This is a genomic window from Stenotrophomonas sp. TWI377, from assembly GCF_039674525.1.
Taxonomy (GTDB): Bacteria; Pseudomonadota; Gammaproteobacteria; order Xanthomonadales; family Xanthomonadaceae; genus Stenotrophomonas.
In genome coordinates this window covers 57,946-76,917 of record NZ_JBDJNT010000009.1, presented here as the reverse complement: position 1 = coordinate 76,917, position 18,972 = coordinate 57,946, and the positions used below count along the sequence as shown (strand labels likewise).

The following is an 18,972-nucleotide window of genomic DNA, read 5'->3' as shown; positions in this document are numbered from 1 at the left end:
CCTTCTGACGGTGTTGATCGCCATGTCCATTGGCCTGTTGACCTGCGGTGCCCGCCCGGCGGCCGCCTATGACCAGTCGCCGCAATTCGGCGACGGGCACTTCCACAATCCCGCAGGCAAGAGCGCGCTGGGCTTCGTCGGCACGCTGGGCGTGATGTGGAAAATGCTGTTCGAAAAGCCCGCCGACGCCACTCCGCTGGCCCCGATTCCGGTGCAGGCGCTGAGCCGCCAGGCCCTGCTCGACGCGCCCGACGACAGCCTGTGGCGACTGGGTCACTCGACGATGCTGATGAAGCTGGACGGCCATTTCTGGCTGACCGACCCGGTCTTCGCCGAACGTGCCTCGCCGATGTCGTTCATGGGCCCCAAGCGCTTCCATGCGCCGCCGCTCACCATCGACGAACTGCCGCCCATCACCGGCGTGATCATCTCCCACGACCACTACGATCACCTCGACCACGATGCCATCCTCGCGCTCGCGCCCAAGGTGCAGCACTTCGTCACCGCGCTCGGCGTTGGCGACCGCCTGATCGGGTGGGGCGTACCGGCCGCGAAGGTCGTGCAGCTGGACTGGTGGCAGGACACCCGCGTGGAGGGCCTGAAAATCGTCGCGACCCCGGCCCAGCACTTCTCCGGCCGCACCCTCGCCGACGGCAACCGCACGCTGTGGGCGTCGTGGGTGATCGACACCGGGCGTACCCGGATCTTCTTCAGCGGCGACACCGGCTACTTCGACGGCTTTGCCCGCATCGGCGAGCGCTACGGCCCGTTCGACCTGACCATGATCGAGACCGGTGCCTACGATGCGCAGTGGCCGGATGTGCACATGCAGCCCGAACAGAGCCTGCAGGCGCATCTGGACGTGCGTGGCAAGGTAATGATGCCGATCCACAACGGTACCTTCGACCTCGCGTTGCATCCGTGGACCGAACCGTTCGAACGCATCACCGCGCTGGCGCAGGAACAGGACGTGGCGCTGACCGCGCCGCACATGGGCGAACGCCTGGATATCCGCAGGCCGGCACCGTCGACCCAGTGGTGGCGCGAAGGACAGCCGACAACGAAGTGAGATCGGCACCGTGCGGCTCCGCACCGGCACGACGCGCTTGGCGATAAAGTAGGCTCAGGCGCCCGGCGCGTCATCGTCCAACACGGAGCACGCAATGAAACGACTGATCCTGGTAGCGGCCTGCGCCTTCGCGCTGGCGGCCTGCAGCAACCCCGAGGCCGAGCGCCAGGCGCAGGAAGCCGCCGCGGCTGCCGCCAAGGCGCAGCAGGAAGAAAAGGCCGAAGGCGTAGCCAAGCAGTACGACATGGCGGTCGCCGCGCAGGATTGGGAGCGTGCCCGCATCCACGGTGGCTCGCTGCTGGACCAGTACAAGGACACCGACGTCGCCGCCCGGATCGAACCGGGCTATGCCGAGGTCAAGGCCAAGGCCGAGGCCGCGCGCGAGACGCGCCGTCTGCAGGCCCTGTGGCAGTACAACCAGATCCCGGTGGGCACCAAGGGCATCCAGTCCTCGGCGCAGATCTACAGCAAGGAGCGCGTGGACGTGGATGGCAGCGGTGCCAAGCCGGTGCAGCTCGTGTTCCGCGATCATCCCGAATGGAAGCGCCATGCGTACCTCGTGCTGCAGGCCGGCGATTTCCGCTGCCCGAAGTGCCAGGTCAAGGTGACCGTCGACGATGGCAAGCCGGTGTCCATGGCCGCCTGGCGCCCGGATACCGATGAAGCGATCGCGATGTTCATCACCGACCAGAAAGCGCTGTGGAACCTGGCGCGCAAGGCCAAGGTGATCAGCATCGAGTTCCCGGTCAAGGCCGGTGGTACGCGCACGGCCGTGTTCGAAACCGGTGGTGTGGATGCCAGCCGCATGCCGCAGTGGTGGAAGTGAGCGGCCTGCCGGCGATCCGTCACTGGGTGTTCGACATGGACGGTACGCTGACCGTGGCGGTGCACGATTTCCAGCGCATCAAACGTGACCTTGCGATTCCCCCGGACGACGACATCCTCACCCATCTGGCGGCGCTGCCGGCCGAGGAGGCCGCGGCCAAGCATGCGTGGTTGCTCGCACACGAACGTGCGCTGGCCGGGGCGGCGCAGCCCGCCCCCGGCGCCGTCGCCCTGATCCGCGCGCTGCACGCCGCGGGCTGCCGGCTGGGCATCCTGACCCGCAACGCACGCGAACTCGCCGAGGTGACCCTGCAGGCGATCGGTGTCGGGGACGTGTTCGCCCGAGAGGACATCATCGGCCGCGACGAAGCCGAGCCCAAACCGTCACCGGCGGGCCTGCGCTATTTCGTTGAGCGTTGGCAGGTGGATCCTGCCCAGGTGGTGATGGTCGGCGACTACCGCTTCGACCTGGAATGCGGCCGTGCCGCCGGCACCCGCACCGTGCTGGTCAACACCCCGGACAACCCCTGGCCGGGCATGGCCTGCTGGCACCTGGCCGATTGCGGGCAGGTGCTGGCTGCATGGGAAGGCAACCAGATGTCGGCCTGACCGCGCCGGACAAGTTCCTGCCCATGATCGGCAGGCGGTGGACCCGGAAAGCAGCCAGGCATGGCCTGGCTCTACCCTCATCCCCCCCCCCGATTCCCGGCTGGGGGAGAGCCCCCGTGATGTTCAAGGGGGCGCGCCGAAGGCGGGGGGATAAGGTGGCATGCAATTGGGACCCGCGATTCGCTACGGCGAATCGTGGGCCGCGTTTGATCGCACTGCGATCAAACGTTCAACGCGTAACCAAACTGCTGCTTGAACTGCTCATTGAACTCATCGAACGTGAAGCGCTGGTTCTGGGTGCCCGGGTGCTCGACCTTCAGCGCGCCCATCAGGTTGCCCATGCGGCCGATGGTCAGCCAGTCGTAGCCCTTCTCGATGCCGTAGATCAGGCCGGCGCGGAACGCATCGCCGCAGCCGGTCGGATCGACCACGCGGCGCTCGTGCGCCGGCGGGATGTCATAGGTCTTTTCCGGGGTGTGGATGACCGCGCCCTTGGGGCCACGGGTGGTGATGTAGGCCTTGACCCGGCTCACGATCGCCTGTTCATCCCAGCCGGTTCGCTCCTGCAGCAGGTTGGACTCGTAGTCGTTGACGACGACGTAGTCGGCCTGCTCGATGAAGGTGCGCAGCTCCGGGCCGTTGAACAGCGGCATGGCCTGGCCCGGGTCGAAGATGAACGGCACGCCGGCCTCGAAGAATTCCTGCGAGTTCTGGATCATGCCCTCGCGCCCATCCGGGCCGACCAGGCCCAGGGTTACGCCCGGCACGTCTTTCACGTGGTTCTCGTAGGACCGCATCATCGCGCCCGGGTGGAAGGCGGTGATCTGGTTGTTGTCGTGATCGGTGGTGATGAACGCCTGCGGGGTGAACAGCTCATCGATCACCTTGACCCGGCTCAGGTCGATGCCCAGGCCCTGGAAGTACTCGCGGTACGGGCCGAAATCCGAACCCACCGTGCCCATCGGGATCGGCTCGCCACCCAGCAGGTACAGGTTGTAGGCGATGTTGCCGGCGCAACCGCCGAATTCACGACGCATGCGCGGCACCAGGAACGACACATTCAGGATGTGCACCTTGTCCGGCAGGATGTGATTCTTGAACTGGTCCGGGAACACCATGATGGTGTCGAAGGCAAGAGAACCACAGATCAAAGCGGACATCGAGTAAGGCCTATGCGGAAGGGGGTTTGAGGCCCGTTGGGCGGGCAACGAAACGGCGCCCTGCGGCGCCCTGCGGCGCAAAGGTTAACGGGTAGGGCGGCTTTGGGCCAGAACCCGGGCTGTCCGGATTGGCCTGAATGGCCGTGAAGGCTGGCTTTCGGCCAGATTTGTCCTTGCTCGCGCACAGGGGGATTGCTAGGCTTGTCGGCCTCGAATTCTGCCCATTTTTTCGCCATCCCGCGTTGGGCGCGACACCCCTCAGGATCAACTCCCAGATGTTCAAGAAACTGCGTGGCATGTTCTCCAATGACCTGTCCATCGACCTGGGCACGGCCAACACCCTCATCTACGTGCGTGGGCAGGGGATCGTGCTGAACGAGCCGTCGGTCGTGGCCGTGCGCCAGGACCGTGCCATCGGTGGTACCCGTTCCGTGGCTGCCGTGGGCGCCGAGGCCAAGCAGATGCTGGGCCGTACCCCGGGTCATATCACCACCATCCGCCCGATGAAGGATGGCGTCATCGCCGACTTCACCTACACCGAGGCGATGCTCAAGCACTTCATCAAGAAGGTCCACAAGTCGCGCTTCCTGCGCCCGAGCCCGCGCGTGCTGGTCTGCGTGCCGGCCGGCTCGACCCAGGTCGAGCGCCGCGCGATCAAGGAATCGGCCGAAGAGGCCGGTGCGCGTGATGTGTTCCTGATCGAAGAGCCCATGGCCGCTGCGATCGGCGCCGGCATGCCGGTCACCGAGGCGCGCGGCTCGATGGTCATCGACATCGGCGGCGGCACCACCGAAGTGGCCGTGATCTCCCTCAACGGCATCGTCTACTCGGCCTCCGTGCGTATCGGCGGCGACCGCTTCGACGAATCGATCACCAACTACGTGCGCCGCAACCACGGCATGCTGATCGGTGAAGCGACCGCCGAGCGGATCAAGGTCGAGCTGGGCTGCGCCTACCCGCAGGCGGAAGTGATCGAGATGGAAATCTCCGGCCGCAACCTCGCCGAGGGCGTGCCGAAGATGATCAAGATCAACTCCAACGAAGTGCTTGAAGCCCTGCATGAGCCGCTCTCGGGCATCGTCAGCGCGGTCAAGCTGGCGCTGGAGCAGACCCCGCCGGAACTGTGTGCCGACGTCGCCGAGCGCGGCATCGTGCTGACCGGTGGTGGCGCCCTGCTGCGCGACATGGACCGCCTGATCTCCGAGGAAACCGGCCTGCACGTGCAGGTGGCCGATGACCCGCTGACCTGCGTGGCCCGCGGTGGTGGTCGTGCGCTGGAGCTGGTGGACATGCACGGCAACGAGTTCTTTGCGCCGGAGTGAGCCGTACCGGCCGTGTATCGTAGACGCGCCTCTGCGGCGTGATGCCTCCGGCAAGCGTCGCTTGCCGGGCGTCACCTCGCCGGGGCGTTGTCGCATGCTGTTCCCGCTGCGCTCTTGTTCCGCGCGCTTCATCCACATTATTTCCAGTCGACGCCTGTGCCGCCTTACGCCGGTCCTCCCGTAGCCTCCCGCCAGGGCGATGCCGCCAGTCCGCTGCGCCTGCTCGCTTACCTGGCGTTGGCCATCACCTTGATCGTGCTCGATGACCAGGCGGGCTGGCTGTCGCGCCTGCGCGCGCAGGCCAACGTGCTGGTGCAGCCGGTATGGGCGCTGGCCGGCCTGCCGGGGCGCCTGGGCACGCAGGTCAAGGACAACGCCGCCAGCCACGGCCAGCTCGTCACCGAGAACCGCGAACTGCGCAACCAGTTGCTGATCGCCAATGCGCGGTTGACCCGCCTGCAGACCGCCGCGCTGGACAACGCCCAGCTGCGCGAGCTGCTCAACGTGGCCGAACGCAGCGGACTGGACGTACAGCTCGCCCCGATCCTGGATATCGACCTGGACCCGGTGCGCCAGCGGCTCGTGCTGGCCGCCGGCACCCGCGATGGCGTGCATGTCGGCCAGGCGGTGATCGATGCCGGCGGCCTGATGGGCCAGGTGATCGCCACCACCGGCAACAGCGCGACCGTGCTGCTGCTCACCGACCCCGACCATGCCGTGCCGGTTACCGTGGCCCGCAACGGCGTGCGTCTGATCGTCTACGGTCGCGGCGACACCCTGGAGCTGCGCGACATTCCGCTCAGTGCCGGGGTGGAAGTGGGCGATGAGATCGTGACCTCAGGGCTGGGTGGGCGCTTCCCGGCAGGGTTCCCGGTCGGCAGCATCACCGCGCTGCGGCCGGATGACACGCATGCCTTCCTGGTCGGCGAGCTGAAGCCGGCCGCCCAGCTCGACCGCGGTCGCGACGTGTTGCTGCTGCGCCCGGGCGAGGCGATCCGCATTCCGCCGAACCTGCGTCGCGACGCGGGCGAGGCCGGTGGCCCGGCTGCGGCGCCGCTGAGTTCATCCCCGGCCACCACGGCACCTGCGACGGCGCCCGCCAATGCACCGCAGGCCAACCGGCCCGGTCCGTCCGCGCCGGTACCGGTGACGCCGCGTCGTGCCGCAGCCGCGCCTGCGCCCGCGCCCGAAACCGGCGCCGCGCCGCCGGAGGAACAACGATGAGCCGCCTGCGCGACAAACCCTGGGTGCTGCCGGTGAGTCTGGTCGTGGCGCTGCTGCTGGGCCTGTTGCCGTTGCCGGCGCTGCTGCAGCCGCTGCGTCCGTATTGGCTGGCACTGGTGCTGGCGTACTGGGTGATCGAGACACCGGACCGGGTCGGGCTGGGCATCGCCTTCGCCAGCGGCGTCATCGCCGATCTGCTCTATGGCGGCGTGCTCGGCGAGCAGGCGCTGCGGCTGGTGATCCTGACCTTCATCCTGCAGCGCTTCCGCGCGCGGATCCGCTTCTTCCCGATGTCCCAGCAGATCCTGGCGATCGGCGGCCTGCTGTTCAACGACCGCATCGTCAGCGCGGTGGTGCACATCGTGGTCGGCGAGCCGACCCTCCCGTGGTCGTACTGGTGGGCGCCGCTGCTGGGCATGGCGCTGTGGCCGCTGGTGTTCGTGCTGCTGGACGCGCTGCGCTTCGGGCGACGCGGGCGCTGACATGTACATGCGCCGCCAGGCCAAGAATCCGCATGCCGAGGCAGAACAGTTCCGGCGCCGTGCCGCGCTGGGCTTCCTTGGCGTGCTGGTGTGCCTGTTCGGCCTGGGGGGGTGGTACTTCAAGCTGCAGGTGATGGACCACGACATCTACGCCACGCGCTCGGAGGCCAACCGGATCAAGCCGCGGCCGGTGGTGCCGGGGCGCGGGATGATCTACGACCGCAACGGCCGGCTGCTGGCCGAGAACGTGCCGGCGTTCCGCCTGGACATCACCCCGGACAAGGTCAAGGACATGGACGCCACCCTGGCGGGCCTGTCGAAGATCCTCGCGCTGAGCCCGGAAGACATCGAGACCTTCAACAAGTCGCGCAAGGCCCGTCGCAGTTTCCTGCCGGTCACCCTGAAGCTGCGTGTCACCGATGAGGAGATGGCGCGCTTCGCGGTGGACCGCTGGCGCTTCCCCGGCGTGGAGCTGGAGCCGTACCTGACCCGTCGCTATCCGTACGGCGATCTGTTCGCGCACATCATCGGCTACGTCGGCCGGGTCGATGACAAGGATCTGGAGATGCTGGGCGAGGGCAATGCGGCGCTGACCCACATCGGCAAGTCCGGGCTGGAGCGCTATTACGAGCAGCAGCTGCGCGGCAAGGTCGGCTACGAGCAGGTCGAGACCAACGTGCAGGGCCGGGCGATCCGTACCATCGGCCGGGTCGCGGCGCAGTCGGGCAGCGATCTGCGCCTGTCCATCGATGCCGATCTGCAGCGCGCGATGGTCGCCGCCTTCGGCGAGTTCGAAGGGGCGGCGGTGGCGATGGACCCGCGCACCGGCGAAGTGCTGGCGATGGTCAGCCTGCCGTCCTACGACCCCAACCTGTTCGTCAACGGCATCTCGCATGCCGATTTCAAGGCGCTCAACGACAACCCCTCGCGGCCGCAGTTCAACCGCCTGGTGCTGGGCGGCGTCGCGCCCGGCTCGACGATCAAGCCGCTGATCGGCCTGGCCGGCCTGGACAGTGGCGTGCGCAGACCGGAAGACAAGATCCTGTCCACCGGCATGTTCTATCTGCCGGGTACCTCCCGCGGTTGGGGCGATGCCAACCGTGGCGGGCATGGCTGGACCGATCTGCGCAAGTCGATCACCCAGTCGGTCAACACGTACTACTACAAGCTGGCGCTGGATCTGGGCATCGATCGCTTCGACCACTACATGGGCTACTACGGGTTCGGCGCACCGACCGGCATCGATCTGACCGGCGAGATCGGCGGCATCCTGCCCTCGCCGGCGGCCAAGTTCAAGGCACGCAAAGAGCGCTGGTATCCCGGTGATACGGTCAACGTCAGCATCGGCCAGGGCGACTGGAAGGTCACCCCGCTGCAGCTGGTGCACGGCGTGGCCGGCATCGCCGATGGCCAGCTGCGCCAGCCGCATCTGGTGATGCAGCAGCGCGCCGGTTTCGATGCGGACTGGACGGCCACGCCGCCGGGCGAGAGCAAGCCGATCAGCCCCACGCCGAGCAATCTGCAGGCGGTGCGCGAGGGCATGATGGGCACCATGCAGCCCGGCGGCAGCGGCGCGCGTGCGGCCGCAGGCGCGCCGTACGTGATGGCGGGCAAGACCGGTACGGCACAGGTGATCAGCCGGCGCGGTACGGCAGCGGTCAACCCGCGCAGCCTGCCACTGCATCTGCGCCATCGCGCGCTGTTCGTGGGTTTCGCGCCGGCCGACCATCCGGTGATCGCCGTGGCGATCGCGGTCGAGGGCGGCGGCTACGGCGGCTCCGCCGCGGCGCCCATCGCACGCAAGATTTTCGACGCCTGGCTGCTCGGCAAAATGCCCGATGGCCTGGAGCCGCTGGACAGCGAGCGCGGCACGACCGCGATCGGGATCACCGCCTTCGATGGCGGCGATGGCGCCGTGCGCGAGGCGGGCGACGCCGCCGTGGCTGCGCTGGAGCTGATGCCGGTGGTGGTGGGCCTGCCTGCGCCCGCGCCCGCGCCGGACCCCGGTGCACCCGTTCCCAGTGCCACCCCACCCCCGACCGCACCGGAGCGGCCACGATGAAGGTCTTCCTGCGCTGGGCGGTCGACATGGCCGTCCGCTTCAGCAGCTCGCTGGACTGGGTGCTGTGCCTGGCCCTGGCCGCGCTGATGCTGATGGGCCTGGCCGTGCTCAAGAGCGCTGGAGGTGACGGCCTGGTGTTCGCCCAGGGGGCGCGCTTCGCGGTTGGCCTGGGCGCGATGTGGGCGATTTCGCGGATCTCGATCCTGCGCATCCGTTCGGCCACGCCGCTGATCTATGCAGTCTCCATGATCCCGCTGCTGGCCGTGTTCGTGCTGGGCACCGGCAAGTACGGCCGCCAGTGGCTGGATCTGAAGCTGTTCTACCTGCAGCCGGCCGAGCTGCTCAAGGTCAGCCTGCCGATGATGGTGGCCTGGTATCTGCATCGCATGCCGCTGCCGCCGCGCTTCTCCACCGTGCTGACCAGTGCGGTGATCATCGGCGTGCCGACCGGGTTGGTGATGCTGCAGCCGGACTTCGGCACCGGTGTGCTGATCGCTGCCAGCGGCGCGTTCGTGCTGCTGCTGGCCGGCCTGCCCTGGTGGTGGGTAGGTGTGGCGGTCGGCGGTGTGGCTGCGGCCGCGCCGGTGGCCTGGTTCTGGCTGCTGCGGCCGTACCAGAAAGACCGCATCATGATGTTCATGGACCCGGAAAGCGATGCGCTCGGCGCCGGCTGGAACATCATCCAGTCCAAGATCGCGATCGGCTCGGGCGGCTTCGATGGCAAGGGTTGGGGGCAGGGCTCGCAGTCGCACCTGAACTTCATTCCCGAGCAGACCACCGATTTCGCCTTCTCGGTGCTGAGCGAAGAATTCGGCTGGATCGGCGTGGCGATCGTGCTCGCGTTGTACCTGGTGGTGATCGGGCGTTGCCTGTGGATCGCCTCGCAGTCGCGCGATACCTATTCGCGGCTGCTGGCCGGCGCGACCGGGCTGGCGTTCTTCGTCTATGTGCTGGTCAACGGCGGCATGATTTCCGGCCTGCTGCCGGTGGTCGGTGTGCCGATGCCGTTGATCAGTTACGGCGGTACCTCGGCGGTCTCGCTGTTGGCCGGCTTCGGGCTGGTGATGGCGGTGCGTCGCCACAATCCGGTGCACGGCGGCTACGGCTGAGCAGACGCGATGCGTGCGCCGTCGCCCGGCGGTACGCATCGGCTAAGGATTGCGGCGCCCGCGCGTGTTACGGTCCTGCGCTCGCGCCGGCCTGCCTGACGGGTCCGCTTTCTGTTCGCCGTGTCGCCTCCCGCTGTGCGTCGCGTCATCCACAGGAGTCGTCCGCATGGTCGAACTACTGCAGCGCGCACGCGCCGTGTTCCATTTCTTTTTCCGCACCCTGGATCTGCCCCTGGTGGGCGCGCTGTGCCTGCTGATGGTGGCCGGCCTGGCCGTCCTGCACAGCGTGGACGGGCCCGTGCATGCACAGGCGATGCGCTACGGCGCCGGGCTTGCCGCACTGTGGGGGCTGTCGCGGCTGCCGGTGGTGACGCTGCGCGCGTGGTCACCCTGGATCTACACGTTGTCCTTGCTGCCACTGCTGGCCGTCTATGTGGTCGGCACCGGCAAGTACGGCCAGCGCTGGTTGAACCTGGGCGTGTTCTACCTGCAGCCTTCCGAGCTGCTCAAGCTCAGTCTGCCGATGATGATGGCCTGGTACCTGCACAAGCAGCCGTTGCCACCACGGCCGCGCGCGGTGCTGACCGCCGCGTTGCTGATCGGTGGCCCGGCGGTGCTGATCCTGCTGCAGCCCAACCTGGGCACGGCCACGCTGGTGACCGCGAGCGGGGTATTCGCGCTGTTGCTGGCCGGCCTGCGCTGGTGGTGGATGGCCGTCGCGCTGGGTGGGTTGTCGGTGGCCGCGCCGCTGGCCTGGTTCGGCCTGCTGCGGCAATACCAGAAGGATCGCGTGCTGACCTTCCTGTATCCGGAGAACGATCCGCTGGGCACCGGCTGGAACATCATCCAGTCCAAGATCGCGATCGGCTCGGGCGGCATGCATGGCAAAGGCTGGGGGCAGGGCACCCAGGCCACGCTGGATTTCCTGCCCGAATACACCACGGATTTCGCCTTCTCGGTGCTGGCCGAGGAATTCGGCTGGGTCGGCGTGGCGGTGGTGCTCAGCCTGTTCCTGTTCGTCACCGCGCGCTGCCTGTGGATCGCCAGCCAGTCGCGTTGTGGTTATTCGCGCCTGCTGGTGGGCACCACCGGCCTGGTCTTCTTCGTCTATGTGCTGGTCAACGGCGGCATGATCTCCGGCCTGTTGCCGGTGGTGGGCGTGCCAATGCCGCTGATCAGTTATGGCGGCACTTCGGCGGTCTCACTGCTGGCCAGCTTCGGGCTGGTGATGGCGGCGCGGCAGCATCAGCCCGTCCATGCGACATGAGCTGTCGGCGCGACCGCGATTGCGCATGCCCAGCACACGAAAACGGTTTCAGGTGCAAACGTTGTCAACACCTGGAGATAAAAGTGAGAAGTGGCGCACAGATATGGAGTGACTTGATCTCGATCAATGGACTTGTCGTAAACGGCCTGCACAATGGCGGCCCGCCAACAACGACGCGCTGAGCCAAGCATCGCGGATGGGGAGTCTGGCGGGGAGTAGTTGACCCAACAGGCAGAGGGGCGAGGCGCGCGCTGGGGAGATGCGCGCCGCGCCGCTGCCGATCGGGTCCGGTTTGGCCGGTTGCGTCTGCGGGGATGGGGACGCAACCGGCGAACCTCTTGTGCCTTCTGCATCTTTCTCAAAAGTGAGACGTGCGTTGCTCGATGGCCCTTCGCCGGGCGGCTGCGGTGAGCCGGACATGCGCCTGGCCGCATTGCCGCGCGTTCGAGACGGCGACGGCGTCTTCGTCAGACTATGAATGGGCGGGGGAGGCAGGACCTGTCTACACACGGGCTTAACGGCCGCAAAGAAACTCAGGCAATCCGTTGAGATTCATGGTCTTAGGGGTTTTAATTCATCCATGACCTGCTAACCTGCCGCGATGATTCGACGCTCCCTGGCCTGCATGCTCACGCTCGGTTTGGTCGCTTGTGCGACCCAGCCGCAGACTCCTTCACCGACGCCGCAGGCCTCGGGTGTCCCGGTCACGCCGGCCGCCGGCAACAAGGGGCCCGCCGAAGCCGCCCCCGAAGCCGCCGGTGCCAATGCCGCCCCGGTCGATCTGACCCCGGTGCCCTTCGAGGTGGCCCGCGCCAACTTCGTGCGTGACACCGCCGCCCGCTACGGGATTCCCGCCGCGCAGATCCAGGCAACCCTCGCCCAGGCGCAGATCCGTGATCCGATCATCGCCGCGATGTCGCGCCCGGCCGAGCGGGTCAAACCGTGGAACGAATACCGGCCGATGTTCATCAGCCAGGCGCGGATCGAGGGGGGAAAGAAATTCCTCGCCCAGCACCGCGAGGAGCTGATGCGCGTGCAGCAGCGCACCGGCGTGCCGGCCGAAGTGATCGTGGCGATCATCGGCGTGGAAACCAGCTACGGCGGCAACACCGGTAGTTACCGCGTGCTCGATGCGCTGTACACGCTGGCCTTCAAATACCCGCGCAGCGGCGATCCGGCCAAGCTGGAGCGCGAAGTGCGCCGTGAGCTGTTCTTCCGCGACGAGTTGGCGCGCCTGTTCGCGCTGACCCGCGACGAGAAGCTCGACATCACCGCGATCAAGGGCAGCTACGCCGGCGCGATGGGCATGGGCCAGTTCATGCCGTCCAGCTATCTCGACTATGCGGTGGATGGCAACGGCGATGGCCGTCGCGATCTGTTCAACAGCTACGATGACGTCTTCTCGTCGATCGCCAATTACTTCGTCAAGAAGGGCGGTTGGGTGCGCGGTGGCCCGGTCGCCGTGCCGGCCACGCTGCAGGCCGGTCGCGAAGAATTCAATCCGACCGAATGGGCACCGACCTGGACCTTGTCCCAGTTGGCCCAGCGCGGTTACCAGCCCAGCGTCCCGGTCGCGGCCGGCCTGACCGCCACCCCGATCACGCTGGAAGGCAGCACCGGCAAGCAGTACTGGCTGGGCTTCCAGAATTACTACGCCATTACCCGCTACAACCTCTCGAAAATGTACGCGATGGCCGTGTACCAGTTGTCCCAGGCCATCGCCGGACAGGAGTTGCCGCCGGCATGAACACGATCGCACGCTCCAGATGGCTGATCCCGGGTCTGTTGATACTGGCACTGGCCGCCTGCAGCAGTGCGCCGAAAAAACCGGGTGGCAGCACTGCCGGCAGCAGCAAACCGTCCGGCGCGGTGGTGCAGGGCAAGGGCGGACGCCCGGCGCATTGTCCTGACGGGTCGCCCTACAAGGCGGCGGCGGAAGATCCGAGCACGCGCGGTGACTACCGCGCCGGCGGCCTGTACAAGCCCGGCGTGAATGACAGCACCCCCACCTACATCCCCAACGTGGCCTGCATCCCGGAGCCGGAAGTGGTCGATCTGCCGCGCTCGGCGATCGGCAACAAATCGCCGTACGTGGTGCTGGGCAAGCAGTACCAGGTGATGGACAAGACCCGCGGCTATGCCGAGAAGGGCACGGCCTCGTATTACGGCGCCAAGTTCCATGGGCGCCTGACCTCCAACCGCGAGGTGTACGACATGTACGCCTTCACCGCCGCGCACAAGACGCTGCCGTTGCCGAGCTTCGCCCGCGTCACCAACCTGGACAACGGCGAATCGGTGATCGTGCGGGTCAACGATCGTGGCCCGTTCCACGATGGCCGCGTGGTCGACCTCAGTTATGCCGCCGCGGTGCGCCTGGGCATCACCCAGCGCGGCACCGGCAACGTGGAAGTACGCGCGCTGGCCCCGGGGGATGACAACCTGCTGGCCGACAAGCCCAGCCGTCGCGAGCGCCGCGAGGTTGCCGCCGCTGCGGCGGCCGCGACCACGGCCAGCGCTGCCGCGGCACGCCGCGCCAGCGACATGGATGCCCTGGTCGGCAAGCTGCCGGCCGCCACGGCCACGGCAGCCGCCGCCAAGCCGGCTGGCGAGCAGTACCGCTACCGCGTGGCCGACTCGGCCAAGCCGGGCAACGCCGACAACTTCGATCACTGGATGCGCGACAACGGCGTGCGCGTGGCGACCGGCAAGCCCGCCACCACCCAGGCCGCCAGCGTCAACAGCGCCCCGGTCGCGGTGGCCGCGTTGCCCGCCGCCGCACCTGCAGCGCGCCCGGCACCGGCGCCCAGCGCGACGCTCTCCCAGCAGGTGCTCGGCAGCGTGCTGCTGCAGGTCGCCAGCTTTGCCAGCCGCGACAACGCCACCCGTGCGCTCGGCCAGTTGTCCTCGGCGGGGATCGCCGGGGCCAGCATCAGTGACATCGTCAGTGGCGGGCGCACCCTGTGGCGCCTGCGCGTGCCGGCCCCCGACCATGCCAGTGCCTCGGAACTTGCCGGCCGGATTGCCGGTCTGGGCTTCGGGGCGCCGCAGATCGTGAAGGACTGAGCCTTCCGCTGCCCGCGGCACGCCAGCGCGTGCCGCCGCTCCTTGGGCCTACAATGCCCGTTATCCCTCATCCCCCCTTGGCGCCCTCCAGGAGCTTGCTGTCCGATGAAATTCCGCTTTGCCGCCGCTGCCATGGCCACGACCCTGTTCGTGGGCATGGTTTCCGCCCAGACCCCCTTGCCGACCCCGGCACCGGCGCCTGCTCCCGCTCCCGCCGCCGCCGCACCGGCCACCGTGGCCACGCCGCCGGCCCCGAAGCCCAGCGTCTCCAAGGCCTGGATCCTGATGGATTACGCCACCGGGCAGGTCCTGGCCGGTGAAAACGTGCACGAACAACTGGCCCCGGCCAGCATCACCAAGGTGATGACCTCGTATGTCGTGGCCGCCGAGGTCAAGAACGGCAAGGTCCGTACCGACGACCAGGTGATGATGAGCGAGCGCGCCTGGCGCGAGGGCGGCGCCGGTACCGACGGCAGCTACAGCGGCTTCCCGGTCAACCAGACCGCGCGCCTGGAAGACATGGAAAAGGGCATGGCGATCCAGTCCGGCAACGATGCCGCGATCGCCCTGGCCGAGCACGTCGCCGGCAGCGAAGAAGCCTTCGCCTCGCTGATGAACAGCTACGCCGCCAAGATCGGCATGAAGGACTCCCACTTCGTCAACGCCCATGGTCTGAGCGCCCCGGGCCACCACACCACCGCCTATGACCTGGCGCTGCTGGGCCGCGCGATGGTGCGTGACTACCCGGAGACCTACGCCTACAACAAGGTGAAGGAATTCACCGTGGGCAACATCACCCAGCCCAACCGCAACCTGCTGCTGTGGCGCGACCAGAGCGTGGACGGCATCAAGACCGGCCATACCTCCGAAGCCGGCTACTGCCTGATGAGTTCGGCCCAGCGCGGCGACCAGCGTCTGGTGGCGGTGGTCCTCGGTGGCGGTTCGGAAAAGCAGCGCGCCGATGACAGCCTGGCGCTGCTCAACTGGGGCTTCCGCTTCTTCGAAACCCACCGCATGTACGAGCCGGGCAAGGTCGTGGCCGAGCACAAGGTGTGGAAGGGCAAGACCACCACGCTGCAGCTGGGCGTGGCCCAGCCGATGCTGGTCAGCGTCCCGCGCGGCCGCTACAACGATCTCAAGCCGAGCATCGATGTTCCCAAGACCCTCGAGGCCCCGTTCACCGCTGGCCAGCAGGTCGGCACGCTGAAGGTGATGCTGGACAACCAGGTCGTCGCCCAGGCGCCGCTGGTGGCCGTGGCCGCCGTGGAAGAAGCCGGCTTCTTCAAGCGTCTGTGGGACAGCTTCTGGATGTGGTGGGAATCGGAGTAATCCGGTTCGACCGCAGTGAAAAAAGACCGGCGCATGCCGGTCTTTTTTTTGGGTGGGCGATGGGCCGTGTGGGGGTGTGCCGACCAACGGTCGGCAGCTACCACGTGAACCGGTGCGGATCCGGGTAGTGCCGGCCGCTGGCCGGCTCCTCGCACTTACAGCGACCGGCTGATCGTGAAGCTGCCAAACACCGGCGCCTCGCGCTGCCCATCGAACTCGCGCGTGCTGTGGTAGCGCGCCAGCGCGAACTTCCAGCGCCCACGCATCACCGCCAGCCCGTACCCGGCCTGGCCGACCACATGTCGCTTGTCGACACTGTGGCTGTTGCGGAACGTGTTGCCGTCCAGCGTGATATCGCGGATCACCCACGCCGCATCGGTCGTGGCGAACAGATGCCACGACCACCCGCTCGGCTTGCCACCGCGCGTCGGCGCCGTGTTCTCACCGGCCGGGCGCAGGGGGGTGCTACCGAAATCGTCCGGCAGCTTCCAGCCGAAGCGCACTTCGCCACCGGCATTGAGGTGCGTGGCCAGGTTGCCCACCGCGCCACCGTAATGGCTGATCGCATCCCAGCCCCAGCCGCCCAGGTTCTCCGTGGCATCGGCCGGCCACCGGCGCATCCGCTCGTGGGTCAGCATGAACACCGGCTCGTTGTGCAGCTGGTTGTCCCAGCCCTGGAACTTCTCATCGCCCAGCAGCTCGTGCACCGCGTTCTGCACTTCTTCGCCCTGTGCCCAGGGCCCGACCACGCCCAACGCCAGCTGCGTTGTCTGCAGCCGGTCGCCGCGGCGCGCGTTGTACCCGAAGCTGCCGATCAGCACGCCCGCATACGGGCGGTCATCTTCGATCAGGTCCTTCCGGGTGAAATCGGTCGGGGTGAAAATTCCCTGGGCCAGGCTGAAGATCATGTTCTGCTGTTCGAACTCGCCCGGGTGCAGCCGCTCCAGGTGGCTGTTGACCCAGCGCGCCAGGCGCGGCAGGCATGGGTCGTCGGTGTAGTCGACCAGATTCGGCGACACGAAGGTGATCTGGGCCCCGTTGGTATAGCCCTGATCCTGGTCCTTGCCGCCGAACAGATCGTTGTCAACGCGGAAATTGACCTGCGGCGGATGCTCGCGCATCGCATCGGGCCCGCATTGGGAGGCAGCCTGGGCGGCAGGCGCCGCCAGGGCGAGGACACCGGCAAGCGCGGCCGGCAGCGCGAAGGGCTTCAAGGACATGGGATACCAGACAGGGATTTATTCTTTCTTAAGCTGGTACAGCGTAGTCAGAGCGTGATCCTGTGAACAGCGCTGCGCACGCACTGCTGCGTATCAGTGGCGATACAGGCGTTTTCACGTGCCGTTCGGTACCGCTGTGCGCACGATCAAGCAGTGCTTGGGTTCGGGCGCGGGCATCCCCATAATCCGGGTCATGGAGATCAAGTCTGACAACCCCGACCACGGCTTCCAGTTCCCCGGCCAGTTCGAACTCAGCGCCATGGGCGCGGCCGGCAATGACCTGGAACGCGAACTGCCGCGCCTGCTCGAGCTCGCCGGCCTGGAAGTACTGACCGAACGGGTCAGCTGGAAACACTCGTCCAACGGCAAGTACGTGTCCGTGCGACTGGTGTTCAAGGCCGACAACCGCGAACAGTACGATGCCGCCCACAACGCGCTGCGCGACCACCCGGAAGTGAAGTGGACGCTGTAGCCAGCTGCGCCACTGCCGCGGCCCCGGGCGACCGGGCGCCACAACCGGCCCTCGTGCGTGACCTCGGCCGCCAGCCCTATGCCCCGGTCTGGCACGCCATGCAGCGTTTCACCGATGCCCGCACCGATGCCACCCGCGATGAACTGTGGGTGGTCGAGCACGACCCGGTGTTCACCCTGGGCCAGGCCGGCAAGGACGAGCACGTGCTCGCCCCGGGCGATATTCCCGTTCTGCATGTCGACCGTGGCGGCCAGGTGACCTACCACGGCCCCGGCCAGCTGGTGATCTACCCGCTGCTGCAGCTGCGGCGACTGGGGATCGGCGTGCGCGACTACGTGTGCCGGATCGAACAGGCCATCATCGACACCCTGGGCGACTGGAACATCGGCGCCGAGCGCCTGGATGGCGCGCCCGGGGTCTACGTGGGCGGGGCCAAGGTGGCCGCGCTCGGCATCCGCGTCCGCCGCGGCTGCACTTTCCATGGCCTGTCCTTCAATGTGGCCATGGACCTGGAACCGTTCCGCCGGATCAACCCCTGTGGCTATCAAGGGCTGCAGGTGACCTCGGTGGTAGACTTGGGGGGACCGTCCGGCATGGCGGCCGTCACGCCGGTGCTGCTGGGCCATCTGGCCCGCCAGTTCGGCCTGGACCTCGAGCCGGCCGCTGAACTACCCGATTTGACTGACGCGGCGTGAACGCCGCCGACCAAGGCCATGACTGAAACCACCGCTCGCCTCATTCCCCTGCAGGTTGTGCAGGGCGACACGCCGTCCGCCGCCCCGTTGCAGACGGGCGTCAAACAGATCGGCGGTGACAAGATCGGCCGCTCGCCGGTGCAGTTCGCCGACGTGCCGGTGCTGCGCAAGCCGTCGTGGATCCGCGTGCGGATTCCCTCCGGCAACGCCGTGCAGAACCTCAAGGCCAAGCTGCGTGAGAACCGCCTGGTCACGGTCTGCGAGGAAGCCAGCTGCCCCAACATCCACGAGTGCTTCAGCCACGGCACCGCGACTTTCATGATCCTCGGCGAGGTCTGCACCCGTCGTTGCTCGTTCTGCGACGTCGCCCACGGCCGGCCCAAGCCGCCGGACGCCAATGAACCGGCCAGCCTGTCCCAGACCGTGGCCGACATGGGCCTGAAGTATGTGGTGGTGACCAGCGTCGATCGCGATGACCTGCGCGACGGCGGTGCCCAGCACTTCGCCGACTGCATCGGTGCCATCCGTGCCAGGTCGCCCAAGACCAAGATCGAAGTGCTGACCCCGGATTTCCGTGGCAAGGGCCGCATGGAGCGCGCGCTGGAGATCCTGGCGACCAACCCGCCGGATGTGTTCAACCACAACATCGAAACCGTGCCGGACCTGTACCGCAACGTGCGCCCGGGCGCGGATTACCAGTGGTCGCTGACCCTGCTCAAGAAGTTCAAGGCCCAGCACCCGGAGATCGCCACCAAGTCCGGCATCATGCTCGGCCTCGGCGAGACCCTGGAGCAGGTGCAGGCCACGCTGCGCGACCTGCGCGAGCACGACGTGGACATGATCACGATCGGCCAGTACCTGCAGCCGACCGCGCATCACCACCCGGTGCTGCGTTACTGGACCCCCGAGGAGTACAAGGCGCTGGAGGAGTACGGCAATGCGCTGGGCTTCAGCCACGTCGCTTCCGGGCCGATGGTGCGTTCGTCCTACCATGCCGACCGCCAGGCGGCCGACGCCGGCGTCGCCGGTTGATCCCGCGGGCCCTTCGGGGCCCGTTCTGCCAA

General features: G+C 67.4%; 17 protein-coding genes. 15 read left to right on the top strand and 2 right to left on the bottom strand.

The features are described 5' to 3' along the window. Positions 1-22 precede the first annotated feature (22 nt). The 3 genes from ABE546_RS09650 to ABE546_RS09640 all read left to right on the top strand — a co-directional run bounded on the left by ABE546_RS09650 (position 23) and on the right by ABE546_RS09640 (position 2,503). Entirely contained in the window at positions 23-1,069 is a 1,047-nt protein-coding gene (locus ABE546_RS09650; protein WP_313219567.1) for an MBL fold metallo-hydrolase, read from the top strand. Between the two features lie 94 nt (positions 1,070-1,163). Beyond that, complete coding sequence (locus ABE546_RS09645) at positions 1,164-1,895, top strand: hypothetical protein (RefSeq protein WP_313212991.1); 732 nt, start codon at positions 1,164-1,166, stop codon at positions 1,893-1,895. Beyond that, on the top strand, positions 1,883-2,503 hold the full coding sequence (locus ABE546_RS09640) for an HAD family hydrolase (protein WP_313219569.1): 621 nt from the start codon (positions 1,883-1,885) through the stop codon (positions 2,501-2,503). Before ABE546_RS09645 ends, ABE546_RS09640 begins: the two co-directional genes overlap by 13 nt. A 221-nt stretch (positions 2,504-2,724) precedes the next feature. Here ABE546_RS09640 and ABE546_RS09635 read toward each other — a convergent pair whose 3' ends face one another. Then, the gene (locus tag ABE546_RS09635; protein ID WP_346463486.1) at positions 2,725-3,663 is read right to left on the bottom strand and encodes a carbohydrate kinase family protein; all 939 of its coding nucleotides are present in this window, start codon (positions 3,661-3,663) and stop codon (positions 2,725-2,727) included. 275 nt (positions 3,664-3,938) lie between these two features. On the opposite strand from ABE546_RS09635, the gene ABE546_RS09630 reads away from it, so the two are divergent. From ABE546_RS09630 to ABE546_RS09590, 9 genes are all read left to right on the top strand, one after another. Beyond that, positions 3,939-4,985 carry a rod shape-determining protein gene (locus ABE546_RS09630; RefSeq protein WP_019186044.1) on the top strand — a complete coding sequence of 349 codons (1,047 nt, stop codon included), beginning with the start codon at positions 3,939-3,941 and terminating at the stop codon, positions 4,983-4,985. Positions 4,986-5,141: 156 nt separating this feature from the next. Continuing rightward, positions 5,142-6,209 (top strand): rod shape-determining protein MreC, encoded by a 1,068-nt coding sequence (mreC, locus tag ABE546_RS09625; protein ID WP_313212996.1) that lies wholly within the window; start codon positions 5,142-5,144, stop codon positions 6,207-6,209. Then, the gene (mreD, locus tag ABE546_RS09620; RefSeq protein WP_019186042.1) at positions 6,206-6,691 is read left to right on the top strand and encodes a rod shape-determining protein MreD; all 486 of its coding nucleotides are present in this window, start codon (positions 6,206-6,208) and stop codon (positions 6,689-6,691) included. The genes mreC and mreD overlap by 4 nt, the downstream gene beginning before the upstream one ends. Before the next feature lies 1 nt (position 6,692). Beyond that, entirely contained in the window at positions 6,693-8,753 is a 2,061-nt protein-coding gene (gene mrdA / locus ABE546_RS09615) for a penicillin-binding protein 2 (protein ID WP_313212999.1), read from the top strand. Continuing rightward, positions 8,750-9,862: a rod shape-determining protein RodA gene (gene rodA, locus ABE546_RS09610; protein ID WP_313213001.1), complete on the top strand. Its 1,113-nt coding sequence runs from the start codon at positions 8,750-8,752 to the stop codon at positions 9,860-9,862. The genes mrdA and rodA (ABE546_RS09610) overlap by 4 nt, the downstream gene beginning before the upstream one ends. 166 nt (positions 9,863-10,028) lie before the next feature. Then, positions 10,029-11,129, top strand: a complete 1,101-nt coding sequence (gene rodA / locus ABE546_RS09605) for a rod shape-determining protein RodA (RefSeq protein ID WP_313219570.1) — start codon at positions 10,029-10,031, stop codon at positions 11,127-11,129. 601 nt (positions 11,130-11,730) lie between these two features. After that, positions 11,731-12,876 carry a lytic murein transglycosylase B gene (gene mltB, locus ABE546_RS09600; protein ID WP_346463484.1) on the top strand — a complete coding sequence of 382 codons (1,146 nt, stop codon included), beginning with the start codon at positions 11,731-11,733 and terminating at the stop codon, positions 12,874-12,876. Then, positions 12,873-14,192 carry a septal ring lytic transglycosylase RlpA family protein gene (locus ABE546_RS09595; RefSeq protein WP_313219571.1) on the top strand — a complete coding sequence of 440 codons (1,320 nt, stop codon included), beginning with the start codon at positions 12,873-12,875 and terminating at the stop codon, positions 14,190-14,192. The genes mltB and ABE546_RS09595 overlap by 4 nt, the downstream gene beginning before the upstream one ends. A 105-nt stretch (positions 14,193-14,297) precedes the next feature. After that, the gene (locus ABE546_RS09590) at positions 14,298-15,521 is read left to right on the top strand and encodes a D-alanyl-D-alanine carboxypeptidase family protein (protein ID WP_346463482.1); all 1,224 of its coding nucleotides are present in this window, start codon (positions 14,298-14,300) and stop codon (positions 15,519-15,521) included. A gap of 155 nt (positions 15,522-15,676) precedes the next feature. On the opposite strand, the gene ABE546_RS09585 is transcribed toward ABE546_RS09590, so the two are convergent. Next, the gene (locus ABE546_RS09585) at positions 15,677-16,741 is read right to left on the bottom strand and encodes a lipid A deacylase LpxR family protein (RefSeq protein ID WP_176988173.1); all 1,065 of its coding nucleotides are present in this window, start codon (positions 16,739-16,741) and stop codon (positions 15,677-15,679) included. Positions 16,742-16,934: 193 nt separating this feature from the next. Here ABE546_RS09585 and ABE546_RS09580 point away from each other — a divergent pair, with 193 nt between their 5' ends. From ABE546_RS09580 to lipA, 3 genes are read left to right on the top strand one after another with little or no spacing between them, the layout of a single operon-like run. Then, positions 16,935-17,213: a DUF493 family protein gene (locus ABE546_RS09580; protein ID WP_121041243.1), complete on the top strand. Its 279-nt coding sequence runs from the start codon at positions 16,935-16,937 to the stop codon at positions 17,211-17,213. Continuing rightward, positions 17,201-17,908 (top strand): lipoyl(octanoyl) transferase LipB, encoded by a 708-nt coding sequence (gene lipB / locus ABE546_RS09575; RefSeq protein ID WP_313211595.1) that lies wholly within the window; start codon positions 17,201-17,203, stop codon positions 17,906-17,908. Before ABE546_RS09580 ends, lipB begins: the two co-directional genes overlap by 13 nt. Positions 17,909-17,926: 18 nt before the next feature. Continuing rightward, positions 17,927-18,940, top strand: a complete 1,014-nt coding sequence (gene lipA, locus ABE546_RS09570) for a lipoyl synthase (protein WP_313211596.1) — start codon at positions 17,927-17,929, stop codon at positions 18,938-18,940. Positions 18,941-18,972 lie beyond the last annotated feature (32 nt).

Coding starts and splice junctions, on each gene's coding strand:
- ABE546_RS09585 (WP_176988173.1), bottom strand. CDS start 16,741: ATGTCCTTGAAGCCCTTCGCGCTGCCGGCCGCGCTTGCCGGTGTCCTC.
- ABE546_RS09650 (WP_313219567.1), top strand. CDS start 23: ATGTCCATTGGCCTGTTGACCTGCGGTGCCCGCCCGGCGGCCGCCTAT.
- rodA (WP_313219570.1), top strand. CDS start 10,029: ATGGTCGAACTACTGCAGCGCGCACGCGCCGTGTTCCATTTCTTTTTC.
- ABE546_RS09590 (WP_346463482.1), top strand. CDS start 14,298: ATGAAATTCCGCTTTGCCGCCGCTGCCATGGCCACGACCCTGTTCGTG.
- lipA (WP_313211596.1), top strand. CDS start 17,927: ATGACTGAAACCACCGCTCGCCTCATTCCCCTGCAGGTTGTGCAGGGC.
- mltB (WP_346463484.1), top strand. CDS start 11,731: ATGATTCGACGCTCCCTGGCCTGCATGCTCACGCTCGGTTTGGTCGCT.
- mreD (WP_019186042.1), top strand. CDS start 6,206: ATGAGCCGCCTGCGCGACAAACCCTGGGTGCTGCCGGTGAGTCTGGTC.
- ABE546_RS09635 (WP_346463486.1), bottom strand. CDS start 3,663: ATGTCCGCTTTGATCTGTGGTTCTCTTGCCTTCGACACCATCATGGTG.
- mrdA (WP_313212999.1), top strand. CDS start 6,693: ATGTACATGCGCCGCCAGGCCAAGAATCCGCATGCCGAGGCAGAACAG.
- ABE546_RS09630 (WP_019186044.1), top strand. CDS start 3,939: ATGTTCAAGAAACTGCGTGGCATGTTCTCCAATGACCTGTCCATCGAC.
- ABE546_RS09595 (WP_313219571.1), top strand. CDS start 12,873: ATGAACACGATCGCACGCTCCAGATGGCTGATCCCGGGTCTGTTGATA.
- ABE546_RS09580 (WP_121041243.1), top strand. CDS start 16,935: ATGGAGATCAAGTCTGACAACCCCGACCACGGCTTCCAGTTCCCCGGC.
- ABE546_RS09645 (WP_313212991.1), top strand. CDS start 1,164: ATGAAACGACTGATCCTGGTAGCGGCCTGCGCCTTCGCGCTGGCGGCC.
- rodA (WP_313213001.1), top strand. CDS start 8,750: ATGAAGGTCTTCCTGCGCTGGGCGGTCGACATGGCCGTCCGCTTCAGC.